General features: G+C 48.3%; 26 protein-coding genes. 24 read left to right on the top strand and 2 right to left on the bottom strand.

What is annotated here, in order from left to right; translation table 11 throughout:
* Positions 1-4: 4 nt before the first annotated feature.
* The 7 genes from ACMN7X_RS10415 (at position 5) to ACMN7X_RS10385 (ending at position 6,226) form a co-directional block, all read left to right on the top strand.
* Positions 5-1,363, top strand: coding sequence for a cobyrinate a,c-diamide synthase (locus ACMN7X_RS10415; protein ID WP_418747405.1), 1,359 nt, complete (start codon positions 5-7; stop codon positions 1,361-1,363).
* Position 1,364: 1 nt separating this feature from the next.
* Complete coding sequence (cbiB, locus tag ACMN7X_RS10410) at positions 1,365-2,336, top strand: adenosylcobinamide-phosphate synthase CbiB (protein ID WP_418747404.1); 972 nt, start codon at positions 1,365-1,367, stop codon at positions 2,334-2,336.
* 154 nt (positions 2,337-2,490) lie between these two features.
* On the top strand, positions 2,491-2,712 hold the full coding sequence (locus tag ACMN7X_RS10405) for a hypothetical protein (protein WP_418747403.1): 222 nt from the start codon (positions 2,491-2,493) through the stop codon (positions 2,710-2,712).
* Between the two features lie 30 nt (positions 2,713-2,742).
* Complete coding sequence (locus ACMN7X_RS10400; RefSeq protein WP_418747402.1) at positions 2,743-3,255, top strand: GNAT family N-acetyltransferase; 513 nt, start codon at positions 2,743-2,745, stop codon at positions 3,253-3,255.
* Between the two features lie 14 nt (positions 3,256-3,269).
* Entirely contained in the window at positions 3,270-4,244 is a 975-nt protein-coding gene (locus ACMN7X_RS10395; protein ID WP_418747401.1) for a sigma-54 interaction domain-containing protein, read from the top strand.
* Positions 4,245-4,447: 203 nt separating this feature from the next.
* Entirely contained in the window at positions 4,448-5,593 is a 1,146-nt protein-coding gene (locus tag ACMN7X_RS10390) for an acyl-CoA dehydrogenase family protein (protein WP_418747400.1), read from the top strand.
* A 117-nt stretch (positions 5,594-5,710) separates the two neighbouring features.
* Positions 5,711-6,226, top strand: coding sequence for a shikimate kinase (locus ACMN7X_RS10385; RefSeq protein ID WP_418747399.1), 516 nt, complete (start codon positions 5,711-5,713; stop codon positions 6,224-6,226).
* 51 nt (positions 6,227-6,277) lie between these two features.
* Here ACMN7X_RS10385 and ACMN7X_RS10380 read toward each other — a convergent pair whose 3' ends face one another.
* A complete protein-coding gene (locus tag ACMN7X_RS10380; protein ID WP_418747398.1) occupies positions 6,278-7,147 on the bottom strand; it encodes a shikimate dehydrogenase in 870 nt (289 codons plus the stop codon).
* 84 nt (positions 7,148-7,231) lie between these two features.
* Here ACMN7X_RS10380 and aroD point away from each other — a divergent pair, with 84 nt between their 5' ends.
* The 10 genes from aroD to ACMN7X_RS10330 all read left to right on the top strand — a co-directional run bounded on the left by aroD (position 7,232) and on the right by ACMN7X_RS10330 (position 15,927).
* Complete coding sequence (gene aroD, locus ACMN7X_RS10375; protein WP_418747397.1) at positions 7,232-7,996, top strand: type I 3-dehydroquinate dehydratase; 765 nt, start codon at positions 7,232-7,234, stop codon at positions 7,994-7,996.
* Positions 7,980-9,062, top strand: a complete 1,083-nt coding sequence (cobD, locus tag ACMN7X_RS10370; RefSeq protein ID WP_418747396.1) for a threonine-phosphate decarboxylase CobD — start codon at positions 7,980-7,982, stop codon at positions 9,060-9,062. Before aroD ends, cobD begins: the two co-directional genes overlap by 17 nt.
* Positions 9,059-9,814: an exodeoxyribonuclease III gene (locus ACMN7X_RS10365; RefSeq protein ID WP_418747395.1), complete on the top strand. Its 756-nt coding sequence runs from the start codon at positions 9,059-9,061 to the stop codon at positions 9,812-9,814. Before cobD ends, ACMN7X_RS10365 begins: the two co-directional genes overlap by 4 nt.
* Before the next feature lie 12 nt (positions 9,815-9,826).
* Positions 9,827-11,416: a cobyric acid synthase gene (locus ACMN7X_RS10360; protein WP_418747394.1), complete on the top strand. Its 1,590-nt coding sequence runs from the start codon at positions 9,827-9,829 to the stop codon at positions 11,414-11,416.
* Positions 11,409-11,921 (top strand): YqeG family HAD IIIA-type phosphatase, encoded by a 513-nt coding sequence (locus tag ACMN7X_RS10355; RefSeq protein WP_418747393.1) that lies wholly within the window; start codon positions 11,409-11,411, stop codon positions 11,919-11,921. Before ACMN7X_RS10360 ends, ACMN7X_RS10355 begins: the two co-directional genes overlap by 8 nt.
* 68 nt (positions 11,922-11,989) lie before the next feature.
* Positions 11,990-12,547 (top strand): elongation factor P, encoded by a 558-nt coding sequence (gene efp / locus ACMN7X_RS10350; protein WP_418747392.1) that lies wholly within the window; start codon positions 11,990-11,992, stop codon positions 12,545-12,547.
* A gap of 104 nt (positions 12,548-12,651) precedes the next feature.
* Positions 12,652-13,500: a patatin-like phospholipase family protein gene (locus tag ACMN7X_RS10345; RefSeq protein ID WP_418747391.1), complete on the top strand. Its 849-nt coding sequence runs from the start codon at positions 12,652-12,654 to the stop codon at positions 13,498-13,500.
* 25 nt (positions 13,501-13,525) lie between these two features.
* A complete protein-coding gene (pyk, locus tag ACMN7X_RS10340; protein WP_418747390.1) occupies positions 13,526-14,518 on the top strand; it encodes a pyruvate kinase in 993 nt (330 codons plus the stop codon).
* 107 nt (positions 14,519-14,625) lie between these two features.
* The gene (locus tag ACMN7X_RS10335) at positions 14,626-15,015 is read left to right on the top strand and encodes a methylglyoxal synthase (RefSeq protein ID WP_418747389.1); all 390 of its coding nucleotides are present in this window, start codon (positions 14,626-14,628) and stop codon (positions 15,013-15,015) included.
* A 108-nt stretch (positions 15,016-15,123) separates the two neighbouring features.
* Positions 15,124-15,927 carry a tyrosine-protein phosphatase gene (locus ACMN7X_RS10330; protein ID WP_418747388.1) on the top strand — a complete coding sequence of 268 codons (804 nt, stop codon included), beginning with the start codon at positions 15,124-15,126 and terminating at the stop codon, positions 15,925-15,927.
* Positions 15,928-16,031: 104 nt separating this feature from the next.
* Here ACMN7X_RS10330 and ACMN7X_RS10325 read toward each other — a convergent pair whose 3' ends face one another.
* Complete coding sequence (locus ACMN7X_RS10325) at positions 16,032-17,156, bottom strand: glycerate kinase (RefSeq protein ID WP_418747387.1); 1,125 nt, start codon at positions 17,154-17,156, stop codon at positions 16,032-16,034.
* 208 nt (positions 17,157-17,364) lie between these two features.
* Between ACMN7X_RS10325 and ACMN7X_RS10320 the strand changes: the two genes are divergently transcribed.
* The 7 genes from ACMN7X_RS10320 to spoIIIAC all read left to right on the top strand — a co-directional run bounded on the left by ACMN7X_RS10320 (position 17,365) and on the right by spoIIIAC (position 21,356).
* Positions 17,365-17,691, top strand: a complete 327-nt coding sequence (locus tag ACMN7X_RS10320) for a PadR family transcriptional regulator (protein WP_418747386.1) — start codon at positions 17,365-17,367, stop codon at positions 17,689-17,691.
* Positions 17,688-18,530, top strand: coding sequence for a DUF1700 domain-containing protein (locus ACMN7X_RS10315; protein ID WP_418747385.1), 843 nt, complete (start codon positions 17,688-17,690; stop codon positions 18,528-18,530). Before ACMN7X_RS10320 ends, ACMN7X_RS10315 begins: the two co-directional genes overlap by 4 nt.
* On the top strand, positions 18,527-19,399 hold the full coding sequence (locus tag ACMN7X_RS10310; protein WP_418747384.1) for a DUF4097 family beta strand repeat-containing protein: 873 nt from the start codon (positions 18,527-18,529) through the stop codon (positions 19,397-19,399). Before ACMN7X_RS10315 ends, ACMN7X_RS10310 begins: the two co-directional genes overlap by 4 nt.
* An 8-nt stretch (positions 19,400-19,407) precedes the next feature.
* Positions 19,408-19,590 (top strand): PspC domain-containing protein, encoded by a 183-nt coding sequence (locus ACMN7X_RS10305; RefSeq protein WP_418747383.1) that lies wholly within the window; start codon positions 19,408-19,410, stop codon positions 19,588-19,590.
* Between the two features lie 120 nt (positions 19,591-19,710).
* On the top strand, positions 19,711-20,628 hold the full coding sequence (gene spoIIIAA / locus ACMN7X_RS10300; protein WP_418747382.1) for a stage III sporulation protein AA: 918 nt from the start codon (positions 19,711-19,713) through the stop codon (positions 20,626-20,628).
* A gap of 1 nt (position 20,629) precedes the next feature.
* Positions 20,630-21,148: a stage III sporulation protein AB gene (locus tag ACMN7X_RS10295; RefSeq protein ID WP_418747381.1), complete on the top strand. Its 519-nt coding sequence runs from the start codon at positions 20,630-20,632 to the stop codon at positions 21,146-21,148.
* Positions 21,149-21,161: 13 nt separating this feature from the next.
* Positions 21,162-21,356 carry a stage III sporulation protein AC gene (gene spoIIIAC, locus ACMN7X_RS10290; RefSeq protein WP_178627089.1) on the top strand — a complete coding sequence of 65 codons (195 nt, stop codon included), beginning with the start codon at positions 21,162-21,164 and terminating at the stop codon, positions 21,354-21,356.
* The last annotated feature ends 5 nt before the right edge of the window (positions 21,357-21,361 follow it).

Genomic DNA, 21,361 nt, shown 5'->3' with positions numbered 1-21,361 from the left:
AAGGATGGACAAAGGGAAAAGTTTGATGATTGGGGGAACCGGGAGCGGCTGCGGTAAGACCACAGTGACAGCGGCGGTGCTTGCGGCTCTGGCTGCCCGAAAAATGAAACTGGCGCCTTATAAATGCGGCCCGGACTATATTGATCCCATGTTCCATCGCCGGATCACAGGAACACCGTCCGTTAATCTGGACAGTGTTTTTTTAGAGCCGGAAAAACTTCGAAAGATTTTCGCATGGCACATGAAAGAAAGAGATATGGCCGTCATCGAGGGCGTTATGGGTTATTATGACGGCCAGGGCCGGGGGGACAGAGGAAGCAGCTATCATGTGGCGTTGATAACGAAAACGCCGGCGGTGCTCGTGGTGCGCCCGGAGGGAACGGCCTTATCTGCAGCGGCTCTGATTCAGGGCTTTAAAAATTTTCGGGAAGAGTCCATGATCCGGGGAGTTATTCTCAATGGCATCCGAGAGGGTATGTATCCTTTTTATAAGGAGCTGATTGAGACGGAAACCGGGCTGAAGGTCTATGGCTTTTTGCCGAAGGATTCCAATGTTTTTTTGAAGAGCCGTCATCTCGGGCTTGTGACAGCCTCAGAACAGGAAAGTTTATCGGAGAAGCTGGCTCTGCTCGGGGCAATGGCAGAAAAATATATCGATCTGGACGGTCTGATTGAATTGGCCGGGAAGGCGTCGCCTTTTGAAACAGAGGATGCCTTTGGGGAATTTTCGCCTGTGGGAAATGTCCGGCTGGCTGTGGCGATGGATGAGGCTTTTTGCTTTTATTATGAGGATAATCTGGAAATGCTGCGTCGCCTTGGAGCGGAAATTGTACCATTTAGCCCCCTGCATGATGCCTCACTGCCGGAACATATTCATGGAGTCTACATAGGCGGCGGCTATCCGGAGCTTTATGCGGAGAAGCTTTCGAAAAATGAATCCATGCGGGCAAATATCCTTCGGGCTGGCCGCCGGGGCCTTCCAATCATTGGAGAGTGCGGCGGGTATATGTATTTATGTGAGCGTATTCAGTCCTGGCCTATGGTGGGACTTGTCCCGGGAAAATGCCGGATGACGGAGAAATTGGGCCCTTTTGGCTATATGCGTGGCACCTGCCGGAAAGACAGTCTGATCGGAACGGTCGGGGAGACTTTTATGGCGCACGAATTTCATTATTCGCTGATGGCGGATGGCGGGGAGGATTTTCTGTTGGCGAAGCCGGGACGGCGGAGCAGGAGCGGCGGAACGGCCGGAAAAAATATATATGCGGCCTATCCCCATTTATACTTTTATGCCAACCCGGAAATTCCCAAGAGATTTGTGACGGCGATGGAGACATTCAGGCAGGCGATGGAGGAAAAATAAAATGATCATTGATCGAATCATTCAATTATTTCTGGCATTCTTGCTGGATTCAGTTTTTGGGGACCCGGTATGGCTGTATCATCCGATACGGATTATCGGAAAGTGGATCTCTCTCATGGAAAAGCATCTGCGCCGGATCTTTCCCAAAGACAGGCATGGAGAGCGGCTGGCCGGTGCGGTTTTGACTGTAATGGTTGTCCTTCCGGCATTTTTAATTCCGGGCGGGCTTCTTCATCTGGCTGGAAAGCTTCATCCATGGGCAGCCTGGATTTTGGAAGTGTTCTGGATGTATCAGATTCTGGCAATGAAATGTCTGAAGACGGAGGCTTTAAAGGTATATGATGCTCTGGCAAAACAGGATCTGCCTTTGGCAAGACAGCGCTTGTCCTGGCTTGTGGGCCGGGATACGGAAAAGCTCTCAGAGGAGGAGATCGTTAAGGCGACGGTGGAGACAGTGGCGGAGAATACGACCGATGGCGTTGTCGCGCCGATGCTTTTCATGGCGGTTGGCGGAGCGCCTTTGGGTTTTGCCTATAAAGCCGTCAATACGCTGGATTCCATGGTCGGCTATCGGAATGATAAGTATCGGTATTTTGGAACGGCTTCGGCCAGAGCGGATGATGCGGTGAATTTTATTCCGGCCCGTCTGACCGGAATTTTGATGGTTATTGCGGCGGCCCTGTGCCGTTATGATGTTTCCGGAAGCTGGCGGTGTTTTGTGCGGGACAGGAATAAACATTTAAGCCCGAACAGTGCCCAGACGGAAAGCGCCTGCGCCGGAGCTTTGGGTATTCAGCTTGGAGGAACCCATGACTATTTCGGAAAACCCGTTGAAAAACCAACCCTTGGCGATGCAAAACGGAAGGCTGTGCCGGAGGATATACGGCGGGCAAACCGGCTGATGACGGCGACAAGTCTGCTTGCGCTTATTTTCGCTGAAGTTTTGTTGAAATGTTTTGGAAAACTTGGGTAGAAAACTTTTGTCGATGAAAAACAGGGATTCGACAGCGGGTTTTGACAGAATTCACAATCCTTTTATGGTAACCTGTTCTTGTGATAGATATCGATTTGTGTTACCATAAAGGAGGAAGATTATTGAAAAACAGAGAAGAGCAGGTGTAAAGTATATGCGTTTGTGGGAAGAATTGGAAGATGCGCGTGCGGAAGGATTGAGCCAGGGCCTGAGTCAGGGATTAAGCCGGGGCCATGAAACGGGAGTGGAGGAAGAACGGCTTGCTTCTATTCGAAATTTGATGAGAAAAACCGGATGGCCTGTTGAGAGGGCTATGGAAATGCTTGATATTCCGGAAGAACTAAGGGGAAAATATTTGAAACTTCTGGAGAAATAAAGAAAAAAGTATTAAAAGGTAAGTGAAATTATGATCGAAGAACAATTTGAATTGCGGAATATACAGATGGCGGAAGGGGAGGAAGCAGCGGAGATCGAAAGGATATGTTTTCCGCCAAACGAAGCCTGTTCAAGGCAGATGATGCTTGAACGCATCAGAAAAGCGCCGGAATTGTTTTTAGTGGCCATTGACAGAAAAACAGGGAAGATGGCAGGCTTTTTAAACGGGCTGTCCACGAATGAGGATACTTTTCGTGATGAATTTTTTATGGATGCCGGGTTGTATGATCCTGCGGGAAAAAATGTGATGCTGCTGGGGCTGGATGTGCTTCCGGAATACCGGGGACAGGGATTAGCCCGGATGTTGGTGGATGTTTACCGGCAGAGAGAAAAAAATAAAGGGCGCGAGATGGTTGTCCTTACCTGTCTGGAGGAAAAGATTCAGATGTACACGAAGATGGGCTTTAAAAATGAAGGTATTTCTGCCTCCGTGTGGGGCGGAGAACAGTGGTATGATATGAGCTGCAGGTTAAACCCACATTAAAGGGGGAGAGAATAGTGTCCCGGGAAAAAATGGAAATTATCGCGGAGAGTCCGCAGATGAAAAAAATACTTCAGACAATCGATTATATTAAGGATGTGGATTCCTCTGTGCTGATTACCGGGGAATCGGGGACAGGAAAGGAAGTTATTTTCAAATATATATGCCAGACAAGCCGAAGAAGGGATAAGCCTATTGTTAAGATCAATTGCGGTGCCATTCCGGAAAACCTGTTTGAATCAGAGCTGTTCGGCTATGAAGACGGCGCTTTTACCGGGGCACGGAAAAAAGGAAAAGCCGGCTTGTTTGAGGTGGCGGACCAGGGCACTTTATTTTTAGATGAAGTGGGCGAGATGAATCCGGAAATGCAGGTCAAGCTTTTGCGGGCCATTCAGGAAAAAGAGATTTTTCGTGTCGGTGGCTCAAAAAGTATTCCTGTGGATGTACGGATCATTGCGGCGACAAATCAGAATATTGAGCAGATGGTGGAAGAGGGACGGTTTCGAAGGGACTTGTTTTATCGGCTGAATGTGATTCGGCTGGAAATACCGCCGCTGCGGGATCGGACGGAGGATATCATTCCTCTCTGCTACCATTTTCTGGAGATTTTTAATAAGAAATATAACAAAAATAAGGGGCTGACATTGCGGGCGGCCCGGACTCTGGCCCATTTGGAATGGCCGGGAAATATACGGGAATTGGAAAATCTGGTGGAGAATATTGTCGTGCTGGAACAGGATGAGGTGATGCGGGCAAAGCATCTCCAGGAGAGGTACTGCAAAGGCGAGATGCAGGGCGGGGAGGTGACTGTCAAGGGCATACTCCCATATAAAGAAGCCTTGAGTCAGATGGAACGTCAGCTTCTTGAAAATACCAGGAATCAGTTTGGAAGTACCCGGAAGATGGCGGAGGCTCTGGGATTGAATCAGTCAACGATTTCCAGGAAGCTTCGCCAGTATCATTTAGATGATGCGCCAGAGCATCACTCATAAAAACCTTATATAATCAATAAAAAAGCGAATTTACCGGTTGAAGGTGATGCGTACAAACATCACTTTTAATCGGATTTTTTTCATTTATGCATCAAAACCCTTGTAAAATGACGGATTTTTGGTGAGATTAAAAGTTGGCACAAAAATTGCTGATGTATAATAGCATCAAGTAAAAAGAGAAAAGAGTATTGGGAGGTAGTAAAATGAGTTTTATTTTAACGAAAGAACAGAAGATGATCGTACAGCTTGCAAAGACTTTTGCGGAAACAGAATTGGCGCCGGTTGCCGATGAGATGGATAAAAATGCAAAGTTTTTGCCGGGAATCGTACAGAAGGTTGCGGATGTTGGATTTTTAGGCATGAATGTGCCGGAAGAGTATGGCGGAGCCGGTATAGACGAGGTAACAAAGGCTTTGGTGATTATGGAAATTGCCAAAGTGGATGCCAGTGTGGCTGAATTAATTGCTGTACACACATTGACAAATGATATTCTTTTAAGAAACGGAACCGAAGAGCAGAAACAGAAATATCTGAGAATGGCATGTACGGGAGCCGTCGGCGCCTTTGCGCTTACTGAGCCGAATGCAGGTTCCGATGCGGCATCCGCCCGGACAAAAGCTATTCCTGATGGCGGCGACTATGTGATCAACGGCTCCAAGTGCTTCATCAGTAATATGGGTGAAGATGAAGGAGATTATGTCATTCTGATCGCGTTGACGGATCCGGCAAAGAAGACGAAAGGCATGTCGGCAATTATTGTTGACCGCGGCACAAAAGGTTTCTCTATCGGAAAAGTCGAAGATAAGATGGGACTTCGGGCTGCTCCGGTTTCCGAGCTGATTTTTGATGACTGCCGTGTTCCTAAAACCCAGCTTCTCGGCAAAGAAGGACGCGGATTTATGATTGCCATGGCCGGGCTTGACGGCGGCCGTATCGGCATGGCGTCCCAGGGTGTCGGCGTGGCCGAGGGTGCTCTGGAGGCCGCGGTGGATTATTCCAAACAGCGTGTCCAGTTTGGCAAACCGATCAACGCAAATCAGGGACTTCAGTGGTATCTGGCGGATATGGCGACACGGACAGAGGCAGCGAAGATGCTTACATTAAATGCGGCGGACCGTCGTCAGCACGGGGAAAATATCGGCAAGCTGGCAGCTATGGCCAAATATTATGCTTCTGAAAATGCGGTTTATGTGGCTCATAAATCTCTTCAGATTCACGGCGGTTACGGTTATATGAAGGATTATGCGATTGAGCGCATGTACCGTGATGCACGGATCATTCCTCTGTATGAGGGAACTTCCGAAGTGCAGAAGATGGTTATTTCCAGAGCAGTTATTGACGGAAAATAAAATATTGTGGATGGAAAGCGCAGGCCTGTGTATTACCGGTCTGCCTTTCTTATTGCCATCCGGAGAAAGAATTGATATAATGGAACATAATTAAAACAGACACAGGATGGCGATAAAATGGACAGAAAAAACATATTATTAATCGGTTTTATGGGTACGGGAAAATCGACAGTTTCTTCCCGCCTGAAAAAACGCCTGGGTATGAAGGAAGTGGATACGGATGCCCTGATCGTAAAAAAGGAAGGAATGTCGATTTCCGATATTTTTGCCCGGAAGGGTGAAGAAGCATTTCGTAATATGGAAACGGCATTATTAGAAGAATTGAAGTCAGAAAAGAATCTGATCGTTTCCTGCGGCGGGGGCATGGCTCTGCGGGATGAGAATGCGGCCATTATGAAAGCGGCGGGGACCGTTGTGTGGCTGACGGCCGAGCCGGAAACGATTTTAGAGCGGGTAAAAAATGATGACAGCCGTCCGCTTCTGCGCGGTAACAAAAATACAGCTTTTATCGCAGATCTGCTGGAAAAACGCCGGCCCAAATATGAAGCGGCGGCAGATATCGCCGTGGCAACGGATCATCGGAGAATTAATGATATCTGCGATGAGATCATTCAAAAAATTGGCGAAAATTAAAAGACAAAAAATGCGCTTCTTTTAAAACGGGAAGCGCATTTTTCATAAATTTTATCGCGTAAAATATTTTTCTTTGATAATATCTACCGGCATTTCTTTGCCAGTCCAGAGAGTGAAGGCGGCAGCCCCCTGATAGAGAAGCATGTAAAGGCCGTTGAAGGTCCGGCAGCCGTGCTCCCGGGCAAGCCGGAGCAATTTGGTTTCCTCCGGATTATAGATGACATCGGAAACAATTAAATCCGGGCGGAGCATGGACATATCTGTGATGAGACAGCCCTCCGTATTCGGGCTCATGCCGACGGAAGTGCCGTTTGTCAGAATATGGCTGGCTTCGACAGCTTTTTTCAGGGCAGCCCTATCCGCCAGATCATCTAAGGTGACTTTACAGTCGGTTCGGGCGTTGATTTTATCGACGAGAGACTGAAGCCGTGGGAAAAACTGGTCCTTTATATTAAAGACATGGATTTCTTTCAGGCCGTCCAAAGCAGCCTGGACACAAATTGCTGTGGCAGCACCGCCGCCGCCGAGCAATGTCATGGTTTTCCCGGTCAGATCAAAACCGGCGTCTTTCGCGGCCTGCATATAGCCGATGCCGTCAGTTGTATGCCCGGTGAGAACACCATTGTCGTTGACGACCGTGTTGACGGCGCCGATGATCTCGGCCGCCGGGGACAACTTATCACAATATTCAGCCATCAGATTTTTATCCGGCATTGTCAGATTAAAACCGCGGACGCCGAGAACCTTGAGGCCTTCAACGGCGGTTTTTAAATTGTCGGTTCCTACATCAAAAGCCAGATAGGCATAGTCTAAGCCGAGCCGGCGGAAAGATTCGTTATGCATCATTGGTGAAATGCTGTGGGCGACCGGGCTGCCTAAAAGACCGGTCAGGACTGTATGTCCGGTGATTCTTGATTCCATAATTGTTCTCCTTTATCTAAAGCTTGCCATTATATCAAATAAATATTAAAATAAAAAGGACAGAATGTCAATTTGGAGGTTTGTATGGATACAGTATATATAAGAAAATTGGCAATTGGTGAGGGAAGACCGAAAATTTGTGTTCCCATTTGCGGAAAAAGCAGAGAAGAAATTTTGCGGGAAGCGGAGAATATTCAGAAGCTTCCGGCGGATTTGATCGAATGGCGGGCCGACTGGTATGATGATGTGTTTGACGGGGAAGCTTTGCGGGAAACCCTTGAAGCGCTGCGCTGCCGCCTTGGCGATAAACCTTTGTTGTTTACATTCCGTTCTATTCAGGAGGGCGGTGAAAAACCGATTCCCCCGGAACAGTATCTGGAAATCGGACAGGCGGCCTGCGGATCGGGACAGGCGGATGTGCTGGATGTGGAATTATTTATGGATGGCAAAGTGACAAAAGCGCTTATTGGGGCCGCCCACAGACAGGGGCTGACCGTCATTGCATCCAATCATGATTTTATTAAAACACCGGAAAAGGATGAGATGATCCGCCGGTTGATTTTGATGGATGAGATGGGCGCGGATATATTGAAGATTGCCGTTATGCCAAAGGCAAAAACGGATGTGCTGGAACTTTTGGCGGCGACAGAGGAGATGGGGCGGCTCTATACGGAAAAACCGGTGGTAACCATGTCTATGGGACCATTGGGACTGATCAGCCGTCTGGCCGGGGAGACGTTTGGCTCGGCGATCACCTTTGGCGCCGGGGAAAAGGCTTCTGCTCCCGGACAGATGCCTGCCGGACAGTTGGAAAAGGTGCTGGATGCGATTCATGAAAGTATGGCGTAATATTCATCATGGCGGAAAGCGTAGGGCCGGCGCCGCCGCTGCGGAGAAAAGAGAAGAAGAGATGATAGATTTTTCTGTTAATGTGACACCGCTTGGAATTCCGGAGAATATCCGGCGGGCCATGGAAGAGAGTCTGTCCCGGGCCGGATGGTATCCGGATGACAGCAAAAGAAGATTAAAAGAGGCATTGAGTGAAAAGTACCGCCTGCCGATGTCAAATATTTGTATTGGAAATGGGGCCTCGGATGTGATTTTTCGAACAGTTTTTGCTCTGCATCCGGGGCGTGCCCTTGTATTGGCGCCTACCTTTGCCGAGTATGAAGCGGCCCTGCGGTGTGTGGATGCCCGGATTGATTATTATCAGATAAATCATGAAGATTTTGAAGTAAAACCGGATGTATGCGGGCAGATTCAGCCGGAAACGGATATGGTGTTTTTGTGTAATCCAAACAATCCCACCGGGCTTTTGATGGCCAGGGATTTTTTAATGTCTGTGGCGCAGCGGTGCAGGGATACGGATACATGGCTGGTGGTGGATGAGTGCTTTCTGGAATTTGTCCGGCAGGGAGAGAGTTATTCCCTGATCGGAGAACTGAAGGTAAATCCGAAACTGCTCATTTTAAAATCCTTTACAAAAATGTTTGGAATTGCCGGATTGCGTTTGGGATACTTGCTGTGCGGACAGGAAGGGCTTGGCGATATCGTCGATAAATTCGGGTGCGACTGGAATATCAACTGCGTGGCGGAGGCCGCGGGACTGGAAGCGCTGAAATCGGCGGATTATGAGAAAAAAGTGCGGGATTATGTGGAAAAAGAAAGAAAATGGCTTTATGATCAGCTGAAAGCTCTGGGGCTGCGGGTGGTGGCCGGACAGGCAAACTATCTGCTTTTCGAAGCGCCGGAAAGTGACGGGGGACCGCTGGGAGAATGGCTGCTGCGCCGGGGCATTATGGTTCGCTGCTGCGATGATTATGAGAATTTAGATGAGAATTTTTATCGGATAGGAATCAACACTCATGAAGCAAATGAGATATTGATAGAAAAGATTGGAGAGTGGCTTGGATGAAATTGATTTCATGGAATGTCAACGGCCTGCGCGCCGTTGTCGGCAAAGGTTTTATGGATATATTTAAGGAACTGGATGCGGATGTATTTTGTATTCAGGAGACAAAACTGCAGGCCGGACAGATTGAACTGGAACTGCCGGGATATGAACAGTATTGGAACTATGCGGAACGTAAAGGCTATTCGGGAACCGCCGTGTTTACGCGCATAAAACCGGTGAATGTCACTTATGGCATGGGAATCGATGCGCATGACACAGAGGGACGGGTGATCACTGTCGAATATGATAAATTCTACCTGGTGACAGTATATACGCCGAATTCAAAGGACGGACTTGCCCGGCTGCCTTATCGGATGGAGTGGGAGGACGCCTTTCGGAATTATCTTAAAGAGCTTGAGAAGACAAAACCGGTGGTTGTCTGCGGTGATTTAAATGTGGCCCATGAGGAGATTGATTTAAAAAATCCGAAGACAAACCGGAAAAACGCAGGCTTTTCCGATGAAGAGCGGGCGAAAATGTCGGAGCTTTTAGATGCGGGCTTTATTGATACCTTCCGTTATTTTTATCCGGAGAAAACAGGCGAATATTCCTGGTGGTCCTATCGTTTTAATGCCCGGAAGAACAATGCCGGATGGCGGATTGATTATTTTCTGACGTCGGAGGCGCTGAAGGCTCAGCTTCAAAGCGCATCGATCCATCAGGAGATTTTCGGCTCCGACCACTGCCCGGTGGAACTTGAGCTGGATATTTAGAGGGTTATGCCGATGAAAGCAAAAGTGATCATGGTGCAGGGAACCATGTCGAATTCGGGCAAAAGCTTTATTACCGCCGGATTATGCCGGGCGTTCGCCCGGGACGGTTATCGGACGGCGCCCTTTAAGTCTCAGAATATGGCTTTAAATTCCTATATTACGAAGGATGGACTTGAGATGGGACGGGCCCAGGTGATGCAGGCGGAGGCTGCCGGTATCGAGCCCACCGCCGATATGAATCCGATTCTGCTGAAGCCGACAAGCCATACCGGTTCTCAGGTGATCGTTAACGGCCGGGTTCGGGGCCAGATGAAGGCCATGGATTATTTCCGGCATAAAACAGAACTCATCCCGGACATCATGGGGGCCTATGAGCGGCTGTCGGAAGCCTATGATATTATTGTCATTGAGGGTGCGGGCAGCCCGGCGGAAATTAATTTAAAGGAAAATGACATTGTCAATATGGGGCTGGCGAAGATGGTGGACGCCCCGGTGCTTCTTGTCGGAGATATCGACAGGGGCGGCGTTTTTGCTTCCCTCTATGGCACTGTGAAGTTGTTGGAGCCGGAGGAGCAGGCTCGGATCCGGGGGCTTATTATCAACAAATTCCGCGGCGATCCGGCGATTTTAGCGCCCGGCGTTCAGATGATCGAAGATTTGGTGAATATTCCGGTGGTGGGCGTTGTCCCGATGGAAAAGATCGATATTGATGATGAGGACAGCCTGTCGGAGCATTTGCTGGCGGAAGAAATGACCGGTGGACTGGATGTGGTCGTTATACGTCTGCCCCATATTTCTAATTTTACCGATTTTACGGTTTTTGAACGGGTGGAAGGCGTATCCCTGCGGTATGTGGACAGGGTGTCAAAGCTTGGCAGTCCCCATCTGATCTTGATTCCGGGGACAAAAAATACAATGGCTGATCTGCGGTGGATGCGCAATAACGGGCTGGAAGAGAAGATTATCCGGCTCTCCCGGGATGGCGTTACCGTGATGGGCATATGCGGCGGCTATCAGATGATGGGCAATATTTTGTCTGATCCTGAAGGCGTGGAGGAAGGCGGCCGGATGGCCGGAATGGGTCTGCTGCCTGTAGAAACGAATTTTCGGGAAGAAAAGGTGAGGACCCGGATCCGCGGAGAAATTCGCTGCGGAAGCTGGAGCGGATGTCCGGTGGAGGGCTATGAGATTCATATGGGAGATTCCCGGCTGGAGGATGATGCGGTTTATGGGAATGATTCACCGTCGGATGGTTTGGGGCGCATAAGCGGCGCCGGAGAATTTTCAACCTGGATAAGTCTTGCGGATGGCCGGCCGGATGGGGTGATCAACCGGGAGGAAACCGTGATGGGGACTTATCTGCACGGCATTTTTGACGATGGCGTTTTCTTTGTTCGATTTATGGACACGCTGATGGAAAGATATCATTTGACGGAGAAAAACGGGACGGCTTCCGAGCAGTCTCCGGGAAAATCTTCTGTCCGCAGGCCGGATATGAAAACCTATAAAGAAGCGGAATATGACAAACTGGCGGATCTGATACGCAGATCGCTGGATATGGAAAAAATATATGAGATAATGGGAGGAAGGCCGAATGTTTAACATGTTTTATCCGGATGCCTGGGTGGCGTCCACCTATGAGATTCCCTTTGAAAAATTATATAAAAAAGGCTATCGGGGAATTATTTTTGATATAGACAACACGCTGGTGCCCCACGGCGCACCGGCGGACGCGCGGGCGGAGGCCTTGTTTGAACGTTTAAAGGGAATCGGCTTTGCCTGTGCGCTGATCTCCAATAATAAGGGGCCTAGGGTGCAGATGTTTAATGAAAATATTCATGCTTATACGGTGTGCGACGCCCATAAGCCGAGCCCCGAAAATTATTTAAAGGCGGCGGCGCTGATGGATGTGCCGAAGGAGCAGGTGCTTTTTGTGGGCGATCAGATTTTTACGGATATCTGGGGCGCACGGCTGGCCGGGATTTACAGCATACTTGTGCAGCCGATTCACCCAAAAGAAGAGATTCAAATCGTATTTAAACGAAAACTGGAGAAAATTGTTTTACATTTTTATAAAAAGAAACGGCAACGAGAAAAAAACAGTTGAAAAATTGCGGGAAGTTATTTATACTGGAATAAGTTATTTATGCAATATTTTTAAGGAGGAATCCAAGCATGGTATCAGCAGGTGATTTTAGAAATGGCTTGACGATTGAATATGAAGGAAATGTTTATCAGGTAATTGAATTCCAGCATGTAAAACCTGGAAAAGGTGCGGCTTTTGTTCGTACAAAATTAAAAAATATTAAGAGCGGCGGCGTTGTTGAAAAAACTTTCCGTCCGACAGAGAAGTGCCCTCAGGCTCATATTGAAAGAAAAGATATGCAGTATCTTTACAGCGATGGCGATTTATATCATTTTATGGATGTAGAAACCTATGATCAGATCGCGCTCAGTGATGACCAGGTGGGTGATACATTAAAATTCGTTAAAGAAAATGAGATGGTTAAGATCCTCTCCCATAATGGCGAAGTATTTGCAATGGAAGCACCATTATTTGTAGAACTTGAGATTACGGAAACAGAGCCCGGATTTAAAGGCGATACATCAACCGGCGCAACAAAACCGGCAACGGTTGAGACAGGCGCGCTTGTTTATGTGCCGTTATTTGTTGAGATTGGTGACGTTATCAAAATTGATACACGTACAGGAGAATATCTGTCCAGAGTTTAATGGATGGATATCAGGCAGGCTGATAAAACCCCGCAAGATTCTGCGGGGTTTTTCTTTCAGATGCCATGTGGGGAGAATAGGACAGACAGGAAGGTGGAGCATATATGTATCAGGCAGGATTAGTACTCGAGGGCGGCTCAACGCGGGGAATTTTTACCGCAGGGGTATTGGATTTCCTTTTGGAAAAGGATGTGGAATTTGCGTATATTGTCGGTGTTTCGGCGGGAAGCTGCAATGCGGTGGATTTTGTGTCGAAGCAGTTCGACCGCACAAGGCATTGCCTTATGCCGGAAAAGGAAAACGATTATATGACGCCGGGCGCTATGTTAAAAAAACGAAGCATTTTTGATATGGATATGATTTTTGATAAATATCCGAATGGCATCTATCCCTTTGATTTCGATACCTATTTTGCATCCGATTCATTGTGTGAGATCGTGGCTACGAATGTCCGGACAGGAGAAGCGGAGTATTTTACGGAAGAGAGTGACCGGGAAAGGCTGATGCAGATCTGCCGGGCCTCCTGCAGTATGCCGATGGTGACGCCGATGGTGCGGGTCGGAAACTCGATGTATGTGGACGGCGGTGTGGCCGATTCCATTCCTTTAGAGCGTACTCTGAAGATGGGATTTGACAAAATATTTGTGGTTTTAACCCGGAATAAGGATTATCGAAAAGCGCCGTCGCCGAGGGTGGACAGGATCTGGCGCCGTTATTTCCGAAAATATCCGAAGCTGGCTCAGGCTCTCGAGATGCGGTATGCACTTTATAACCGGCAGATGGATTTAGTGGAACGTATGGAGGAAGAGGGCAGGATTTTTGTTATTCGCCCCGAAATCAAAACGATTTCGAGAACGGAGCGCAACAGGGAGAGATTAATGGCGTTTTATCGTCATGGCTATATTCAGATGATGAAACAGTATGACGGATTAATACAGTATCTGGAAAAATGATGCGGAGATAAGTTGAGGAACAGATATGGATTTTTATGGAACATTGGGACCGGCCTGCTGTCTGCACCCGGTGCTGCTGCGGATGTATGAAGTGGGAATGACGGGGGTTCGATTGAATTTGTCCCACGGCATGTTAAAGGACCGGGCAAATTGGCTGTATGTGGCAGCTTCTGCGGCAAAATCTGTGGGAATAGAGACAAAAATATTGATCGACCTTCAGGGTCCGGAGCTGCGTGTCGGCGATTTCGGCGGGGAGCGAAAACTGAAAAAGGATGCGGATGTCATTTTTGGGCAGCGCGGTATTCCTGTGCCGTCGATTTTATTGGCGCAGGTCAAAAAAGGGATGCGCCTTTTGCTGGATGATGGGAAGATGGAAGCGGAAGTGTTGGAATGCAGCGGAAATCAGATGATCGCGAAGGTCCTTCGGGGCGGTGCTTTAAAGCCGAGAAAAAGTATTGCCGTTCCGGGAGAAACTATAGAAACGCCGACATTAACCGCCCAGGATATGGAGAATCTTAAAATTGCCCGCCGGTATGGGGTTACCGGGGTGATGCTGCCCTTTGTGCGCAGTTCGGAAGATTTAAGATGTCTGCGGCGTGTTCTGGAAGAAAATCAGGGAGAAGGTATCCGGATTTTTGCCAAGATAGAAAATATGCAGGGTGTGGAATCTCTGGCGGCGTTTATGCCTCTGGCGGATGAAATTGTGATTGCCAGAGGAGATCTGGGGAACGCTGTGCCTCTTTGGGAGCTGCCGGCGCTTCAAAAGCATATTGGAGAACAGTGCCGTCGGGCGGGGAAGCCTTTCATGGTTGTGACCCAGATGCTGGATTCCATGGAACATCGGCCGGTGCCGACAAGGGCTGAAGTCTCCGATATTTATAACGCTGCATTGGAGGGCGCTTCATCGCTGATGCTGACCGGAGAAACGGCCGTGGGAGAATATCCGGCGGAGGCGATGTTCTATCTGGTGCAGACAGCAAAAAAATGTTTAGAAAAGTCGTCTGTTGGAAAGAATTAAGAGGGCGTTCTATTGACAAAGTAAATGGAATTAAAGTAATATATAAAGTAGGAATTAACTATATATGGGGGAAGGTATATAGGAGAGAAAGGGGTAAAATATGGGGCATGAATATCGGCATTATTTCGCATAATAATAAAAAAGAACTCATTGAAAATTTTTGTATTGCATATAAAAAAATTTTGAGTAAACATACATTGTATGCCACCGGTGTTACCGGGCGGCGTATCGAGGAAGCGACCAATCTGAAGGTAAATAAATTTTTGCCGGGAAGTGTCGGCGGTGACCGTCAGTTTATGGAGATGATCGAGGATAATCGAATGGATGTCGTTATCTTCTTCTATAATCCATCCATGGCGGCGACAGAAAAGCCGGATATATATGCGATCATGAATCTGTGCGATGCATATTGTATTCCCATGGCGACAAATATTGCCACGGCGGAAGCTCTGATCATGGGGCTGGAACACGGAGATTTGGAGTGGCGCGCACATTAGACGGAGATTGAGAAGAATGTGAAGCGGGCGGCATAGTTTCTTTAACTTAGCCGCTTGTTTTTGTGCTGGAAAAAATTGTAAATAATAAAGAAAGGAAGCGTCGATCAGATGGATATTCAACGAATTCCCCTGGCGGGTGCAAAAAATACGCGTGATTTCGGAGGTTTTCCGACAAAGGATGGCAGACACATAAAGCCACATCGTCTGCTTCGAAGCTGTGAACTATGTGTGACAACGGAGAATGACAGAAAAGTGCTGCTGCAGACCTATGATCTGAAAAAAGTTCTTGATTTTCGGACGGCAAAGGAGCGGGAGGAGCACCCGGATCCGGAGATGCCCGGTGTAATAAATTTACATATGCCCGTATTGGATGAAAAAGCGCTCGGAGTGACGCGGGAAGGGCAGGACGGAGATTTTCTGGAGCAGCTTGCGGCTTCTGTGATGGCGCCGGGCTTTGACGCCACCCGGTATATGTCGGATATTTATGAAAAAATCATTCTCGGAGATCATGCCGCCGGACAGTATAGTCGTATGTTTGATGAATTGCTGTCCCAGAAGGAGGGCGCGACCCTCTGGCATTGTACGGCAGGAAAAGACCGGGCCGGAATTGCTTCGATTCTTGTGCTGAGCGCTCTGAATGTACCGGAAAATATCATCGAAGCCGATTATTTTAAAGTGAACGATTTTCTTCGGGAGGAAAATGAACAGCTTTGCCGGTCAGTGGAGGATAAGATGAATAACCACAGTATTCATGACGGCCTGATGAAAATGTTTATCGTTCATAAGGCTTATCTGAATCGAATGTTGGATACGATCCGGCTGCATTATGGAACGATGGACGGTTATCTTGCGAAGGCGCTGGGCCTTGACCGGGATAAGAGAGAAGAGCTTAGGGCGCTCTATCTGAATTGAATCTGAAAAGATATAATATATAAAATGCCTTTCGGAAATGGACATATTTGAGTTCCCGAAAGGCATTTTTTGCTATAGAGTTTAAAAAAAACAGGATGCTCTCATCAGAGCAGGCGGAAAAGCTGTTCGGCAGTCAGACTGAGATTTTTGCGTGTTCTTTCGGCGTCCATGGCTTCTTCCAGCGTGCATACCGAAGAAAGAATACAGAAATATCCGTCAATTCCGGCGGCATTGCAGGCACGGGCATCCTCAGTGACGGATCCGGCCAGAGCGATTGTTTTGGCGCCGTATTTTTTGCCGAGCTTAGCGACACCGGCCGGCCCCTTGCCCATGGCGGTTTGCCGGTCGAGACGTCCTTCTCCGGTGATAACGAAATCTGCGTCTTTCAGGCTGCCTTCCAGGTCAACGGCATTCAGGATCAGATCGATCCCGGATTTTAATTCACCGTTTAAAAAGGTGACGAAAGCAAAACCGAGTCCGCCGGCGGCTCCGGCTCCTTTCATTTCCATCGTATGTTTTCCGGTAAAGGCTTCGGCAGCATGGCCGTAGTTTTGCATACCTGAGTCCAGAAGCGGCAGCAGATCGTCGGAGGCGCCTTTTTGAGGACCGTAGATATAGGTAGCGCCCGTTGATCCGCATAACGGATTTTCCACGTCGCAGGCAATCCGGAAATGACATTCATCCAGTTCTGCCAGTCTGTTTTCTGCGGATATGGATACGATTTTCTCGAGGCATTGACCGCCGAATCCGACGGGTTGTCCGTCGGCATCGAGAAATTCATAGCCGAGGGCGGTAAGCATGCCGGTACCGCCGTCATTGGTTGCACTTCCGCCGATTCCGATGATAAAATTTCGGATTCCGCGGCGGATGGCGTCTTTGATCATTTCACCTACGCCATAAGTCGTCGCTTTCATCGGATTTAAGGCTTCCCTTGGAATTAAAGTGATGCCGGAAGCGGTAGCCATTTCCATGATGGCCGTGTTGCTTTCTTCCAGATAACCATAGTAGGCATCGACCGGTGCTTCCAGAGGACCTTTTACTGTCAGCGAAATTCTTTCACCGCCCATACCTTCGATCAGGGCATCGGTCGTACCTTCGCCGCCGTCGGCCAGAGGTTTGACGATAACTTCGGCGTCAACAGCCTTTAAGATTCCGTCTTTAATTGCGTTCCCGGCATCCATGGAGCTGAGGCTGCCTTTTAATGAGTCAATAGCAATAACAACTTTCATGATATGTCCTCCATATGTAAATGATAAGATATTTTACCAGTTTTACAGAAACTGTGCAATTGGCACTTTGTAAGAAATTTGAAAGAAAAATAATATTATAATTTTATTAATATAGATTGACAACTAATATTATACAATATATAATATAAACAAAAAAATAATATTATAAAGAAAGTAGGAAAATCATATGGGGAAAGGAGAGATTTGGATGGTTTTTAATACGGGCGCCGCATTGCTGGACGCCATAGTTCTTTCGGTTGTTTCCCAGGAAAAGGATGGGACTTATGGCTATAAAATTACTCAGGATGTCCGGCAGGTGATCGATATTTCGGAATCAACGCTCTACCCGGTGCTTCGGAGGCTGCAGAAGGATGAATGTCTGGAAACTTACGATGTCCAGTTCGGCGGAAGGAACCGAAGATATTATAAGATTACTCCGGCGGGATTGGTACAGCTGAATCTGTACCGAAATGAGTGGAAATCATATGCATCTAAAATAACACAGTTGTTTGACAGGGAGGAGATGAAGCAATGACTCGTATGGACTTTTTGAAGCAACTTGAGTATTTGCTTCAGGATATCGATGAAAGAGACAGAGAAGATGCTCTGGAATATTATAGAGATTATATGGATGAGGCCGGGATATCCGAGTTTGCCTCTGTGGATGGTTTGCTGGACAGTCCGGAGAAGATTGCCATATCGATTCGGGCTTCCCTGAGCGGCGACAGTGAAGAGCAGAGTGAGTTCAGTGAGCAGGGTGTAAAGGATGCCCGATGGGAGCCTCAGAAACATATGCCGGATGTTTACAAGAAAGATGGTTGGTCAGAGGCGGAGAGCCGGTCGGAGGGAAAATACCGGAATTCAGAGGGCGGTTGGCAGGAAACACCGGGCGGTTATCAGGAAAGTCATGGGGAAGAACGGCGTTATAACGACCATAGGAGAAGCGAGTGGGATGACTCGGACAGGGAAAGTTCGGACAGAGTATCCCGCAGAGGAAATAATCTGGGAAAAATTCTTTTGATTATTGTCCTCTGTATTGTAGGATTGCCTCTTATTGCCGGCGTCGGAAGCGGCGCTTTGGGAATCCTGGCCGGTATTTTCTGTGCGTTTATTGCGGTGATCGTCGGCGTTGGCGGCTGTGCCATCGGCTTTAGTGTGGGCGGTGTGGTTCTCTTCGTGATGAGTATTGTCCATATGATCACTTCCGTGCCGGAGGGAATTATGATGATGGGCTTTGCATTTATCATGCTGGCGATCGGAATTATTTGTATCATACTTACGGTTTTGATCTGCAGCCGGTTGATTCCATGGATCGTGCGTGGAATCGTGAAGCTGTTTCAGAAAATATTTCGCAGAGGAGGTGCTGCTTCATGAAGAGGGGAACAAAAATATGGCTGATCGTGGCCCTGATTTTCGGGCTGATCGGCGGAGGCCTATGTCTTTCGGCGGCTATTCTCGGCGTGGATTATCAGAATGTGCGGGCGATGGTGGACGATGGTGATTTCACATGGCGGATCGGCCCGTTTCGATGGTTTGATTCAGATAGCGACGAAGTGTCGGAGCATCATACCGGGGGGCATAGCCTGGATGTGGAAGGAAAGGATAAAGTCACTCTGCCTGAGCAGATTGAATTGCTGAATATCGATATGGATTATGGCAGCCTGACGATAAAGGCCTCAGATTCTGAGGAGGTTTGGCTGGATGCGGGCGATGATTCGGATTTTTTTGAATGGTATTGCGACGGAAGCACTCTGACAGTTCAGAACATAGAGCATGGTTTAAGCTGGATAGGGAGTGACGCGAAGAAGGCAACGCTTTATATTCCGGCAGGCAGCAGCTTCGACGGCGTGACGATCGATGTGGATGCGGGAAGCTGCGCGATTGAGACGGATATTCGGTGCAACATGATGGAAGTGGACGTGGATGCCGGTTCGGCCACTCTGAAAAATATCGAAACCGGATGGGTGAATCTGGACTGCGATGCGGGAAAGATCACCTTTGAGGGATGTGTGTCCGACAATGGGGAAGCGGACGTGGATGCCGGCTCTATTGATATCACTCTGTTAAAGGCGGATGTCACGGATTATAATTATGATGTTAATGTCAGCGCCGGAAGCCTGACGATCAATGATAAAAATATTTCGGGGCTTGATCATGAGCAGTATATTAATAACGGCGCTTCAAGAGAATGGGCGCTTGGGTGCGATGCGGGAAAAATTACAATGAATATAAAAAATAAATGAGGTGAAAGATGATGAAAAAATTATATCGTTCGAGAGACAATCGGGTTCTTTGCGGTGTTTGCGGAGGTATTGGCGATTATTTGGATGTGGATCCGACCATTATCCGTCTTTTATGCCTGCTTCTCGGTTTTACGGGCACCGGATTATTTGTCTATATCGTAGCGGCAATTATTATCCCGGAAGAAAGATAAATCAACAGTGTGGATAAGGCGCAGACCTGCAGTATGATTTTGCGAACATACTGCAGGTTTTTTCTGTATGCCGGAATGTTTTTAAAGCCTGTACATATATTAGTTTCAGGTGGTGATCTTTTGGAGAATATTCTTTCGGCTAGATTGCGGCGAAGTTTTTTGTCATTTCAGAAGGAATGGGAGGGTATTCAGGAAATCCGGCTCCGCAGCGGTCAGCCATTGGTCCTCCGGCTTTCGGGAGAGGAATGGTTTCTGGACAAAGCGGGAAATCGGATCCAAACCGCTCAGGGAGCGCTGAGGGTGACGGCGGAAGATATACAGGAGAGCATGGCCTACATATGTCAGTATTCTCTCTATGCTTATGAAAATGAGATCCGTCAGGGGTTTATCACTATCCGGGGCGGACACCGGGTCGGGGTGGCCGGGCAGACGGCAGCGGTCGAAGGAAAAGTGGGAAGCATTGCCTATGTGTCTTCATTGAATATTCGTATTGCCCATCAGATAAAGGGCTGCGGCGAACCATTTTTTCCCTGTCTGTGGGAGAATGGCCGTCCCTGCCACACCCTCATTGTATCGCCGCCGGGGGGAGGAAAAACCACGTTACTGAGAGATTTAATACGGCTTTTTTCCAATGGTTTCCGGGAATATCCGGGAATGAGTGTCAGTTTGGTGGACGAGCGCTCGGAGGTGGGAGCCTGCTATATGGGAGTTCCTCAGAACGATGTGGGAATGAGGACCGATGTCATGGCAAACTGCCCGAAAACGGAGGGCATGCAGATGATGATCCGTTCCATGGCACCCCGGATGGTGGCCTTTGATGAGTTGGGCGGCGAGGGGGATATGGCTGCGGTTCTGGCGGCTGTGTACAGCGGCTGCCGGATACTCACGACTGTTCACGGAAGTTGCCTGGATGATGTGAAGCAAAAGGGGTGTTTTGGACTTTTTGAAAGATATGTGTTTCTGAAGGGCTGGCAGAGGGCCGGAGAAGTGGCCGGTATTCTGGATTCGAAAGGCCGGACTATATTTGGGGCGGTATAAAATGTGGTGGATGAAATGTATCGGCAGTCTCTTGATTTTGGGCGGCTGCGGTTTTCTCGGATGGGAAAAGGGATCGGCTCTGCGCCGGAGAATATGGCTGCTCCGGGAAATGAATCAGAGCCTGACTGTGTTTAAAAATCTGACGGGGACATACCGGCTGCCGCTGAACATGGTTTTTATGCGCATCAGTGCTCAGATGAAAATGCCTGTATCGGATTTTTACCGAAGGCTGTCGGAGCATTTTGAACAGCAGGAAAAGCCGGAGGGCACGCTTTTGTGGCAGCAGACGGTGGAAGAAATGGGTGAATTGTTCGATGCGGAGGACAGAGAGCTTTTTTCTCGGCTCGGACATTTTATCGGAATTCAGGATATTCAGATTCAGGCGTCGGCTGTGGAGGCGTGCAGAGAGGAAATCCGGGAGCGGATTTCGATGCTGGAAGCGGAGCGTCCGGGCAGGGAAAGGCTGTATCGGGTTTTATCCCTGACTGTCGGCGGTTTCCTGGTCATTTTATTCATTTAGAGAGGGGGCGTCTATGTCCATACAGCTTATTTATAAAATTGCGGCCGTAGGCATCCTGATATCCATTTTGACCCAGGTGCTGAAACATTCGGGACGGGATGAACAGGCATTTTTAGTCAGCCTGGCAGGATTGATACTTGTGCTGCTTTGGATAGTTCCCTATATTTATGAGCTTTTCCAGACAGTAGAGCAAATGTTTTCACTGTGAGGGGG

It is taken from the genome of Frisingicoccus sp., from assembly GCF_048388605.1.
GTDB lineage: Bacteria > Bacillota > Clostridia > Lachnospirales > Lachnospiraceae > Frisingicoccus.
The sequence above is the reverse complement of the archived record's forward strand: the minus strand, read 5'-3'. Positions and strand labels throughout refer to the sequence as shown.

Excerpts from the sequence above, each read along its gene's own strand:
- ACMN7X_RS10415 (WP_418747405.1), top strand. The coding sequence starts at position 5 with ATGGACAAAGGGAAAAGTTTGATGATTGGGGGAACCGGGAGCGGCTGC.
- cbiB (WP_418747404.1), top strand. The coding sequence starts at position 1,365 with ATGATCATTGATCGAATCATTCAATTATTTCTGGCATTCTTGCTGGAT.
- ACMN7X_RS10405 (WP_418747403.1), top strand. The coding sequence starts at position 2,491 with ATGCGTTTGTGGGAAGAATTGGAAGATGCGCGTGCGGAAGGATTGAGC.
- ACMN7X_RS10400 (WP_418747402.1), top strand. The coding sequence starts at position 2,743 with ATGATCGAAGAACAATTTGAATTGCGGAATATACAGATGGCGGAAGGG.
- ACMN7X_RS10390 (WP_418747400.1), top strand. The coding sequence starts at position 4,448 with ATGAGTTTTATTTTAACGAAAGAACAGAAGATGATCGTACAGCTTGCA.
- ACMN7X_RS10385 (WP_418747399.1), top strand. The coding sequence starts at position 5,711 with ATGGACAGAAAAAACATATTATTAATCGGTTTTATGGGTACGGGAAAA.
- ACMN7X_RS10380 (WP_418747398.1), bottom strand. The coding sequence starts at position 7,147 with ATGGAATCAAGAATCACCGGACATACAGTCCTGACCGGTCTTTTAGGC.
- aroD (WP_418747397.1), top strand. The coding sequence starts at position 7,232 with ATGGATACAGTATATATAAGAAAATTGGCAATTGGTGAGGGAAGACCG.
- cobD (WP_418747396.1), top strand. The coding sequence starts at position 7,980 with ATGAAAGTATGGCGTAATATTCATCATGGCGGAAAGCGTAGGGCCGGC.
- ACMN7X_RS10365 (WP_418747395.1), top strand. The coding sequence starts at position 9,059 with ATGAAATTGATTTCATGGAATGTCAACGGCCTGCGCGCCGTTGTCGGC.
- ACMN7X_RS10360 (WP_418747394.1), top strand. The coding sequence starts at position 9,827 with ATGAAAGCAAAAGTGATCATGGTGCAGGGAACCATGTCGAATTCGGGC.
- ACMN7X_RS10355 (WP_418747393.1), top strand. The coding sequence starts at position 11,409 with ATGTTTAACATGTTTTATCCGGATGCCTGGGTGGCGTCCACCTATGAG.
- efp (WP_418747392.1), top strand. The coding sequence starts at position 11,990 with ATGGTATCAGCAGGTGATTTTAGAAATGGCTTGACGATTGAATATGAA.
- ACMN7X_RS10345 (WP_418747391.1), top strand. The coding sequence starts at position 12,652 with ATGTATCAGGCAGGATTAGTACTCGAGGGCGGCTCAACGCGGGGAATT.
- pyk (WP_418747390.1), top strand. The coding sequence starts at position 13,526 with ATGGATTTTTATGGAACATTGGGACCGGCCTGCTGTCTGCACCCGGTG.
- ACMN7X_RS10335 (WP_418747389.1), top strand. The coding sequence starts at position 14,626 with ATGAATATCGGCATTATTTCGCATAATAATAAAAAAGAACTCATTGAA.
- ACMN7X_RS10330 (WP_418747388.1), top strand. The coding sequence starts at position 15,124 with ATGGATATTCAACGAATTCCCCTGGCGGGTGCAAAAAATACGCGTGAT.
- ACMN7X_RS10325 (WP_418747387.1), bottom strand. The coding sequence starts at position 17,156 with ATGAAAGTTGTTATTGCTATTGACTCATTAAAAGGCAGCCTCAGCTCC.
- ACMN7X_RS10320 (WP_418747386.1), top strand. The coding sequence starts at position 17,365 with ATGGTTTTTAATACGGGCGCCGCATTGCTGGACGCCATAGTTCTTTCG.
- ACMN7X_RS10315 (WP_418747385.1), top strand. The coding sequence starts at position 17,688 with ATGACTCGTATGGACTTTTTGAAGCAACTTGAGTATTTGCTTCAGGAT.
- ACMN7X_RS10310 (WP_418747384.1), top strand. The coding sequence starts at position 18,527 with ATGAAGAGGGGAACAAAAATATGGCTGATCGTGGCCCTGATTTTCGGG.
- ACMN7X_RS10305 (WP_418747383.1), top strand. The coding sequence starts at position 19,408 with ATGATGAAAAAATTATATCGTTCGAGAGACAATCGGGTTCTTTGCGGT.
- ACMN7X_RS10295 (WP_418747381.1), top strand. The coding sequence starts at position 20,630 with ATGTGGTGGATGAAATGTATCGGCAGTCTCTTGATTTTGGGCGGCTGC.
- spoIIIAC (WP_178627089.1), top strand. The coding sequence starts at position 21,162 with ATGTCCATACAGCTTATTTATAAAATTGCGGCCGTAGGCATCCTGATA.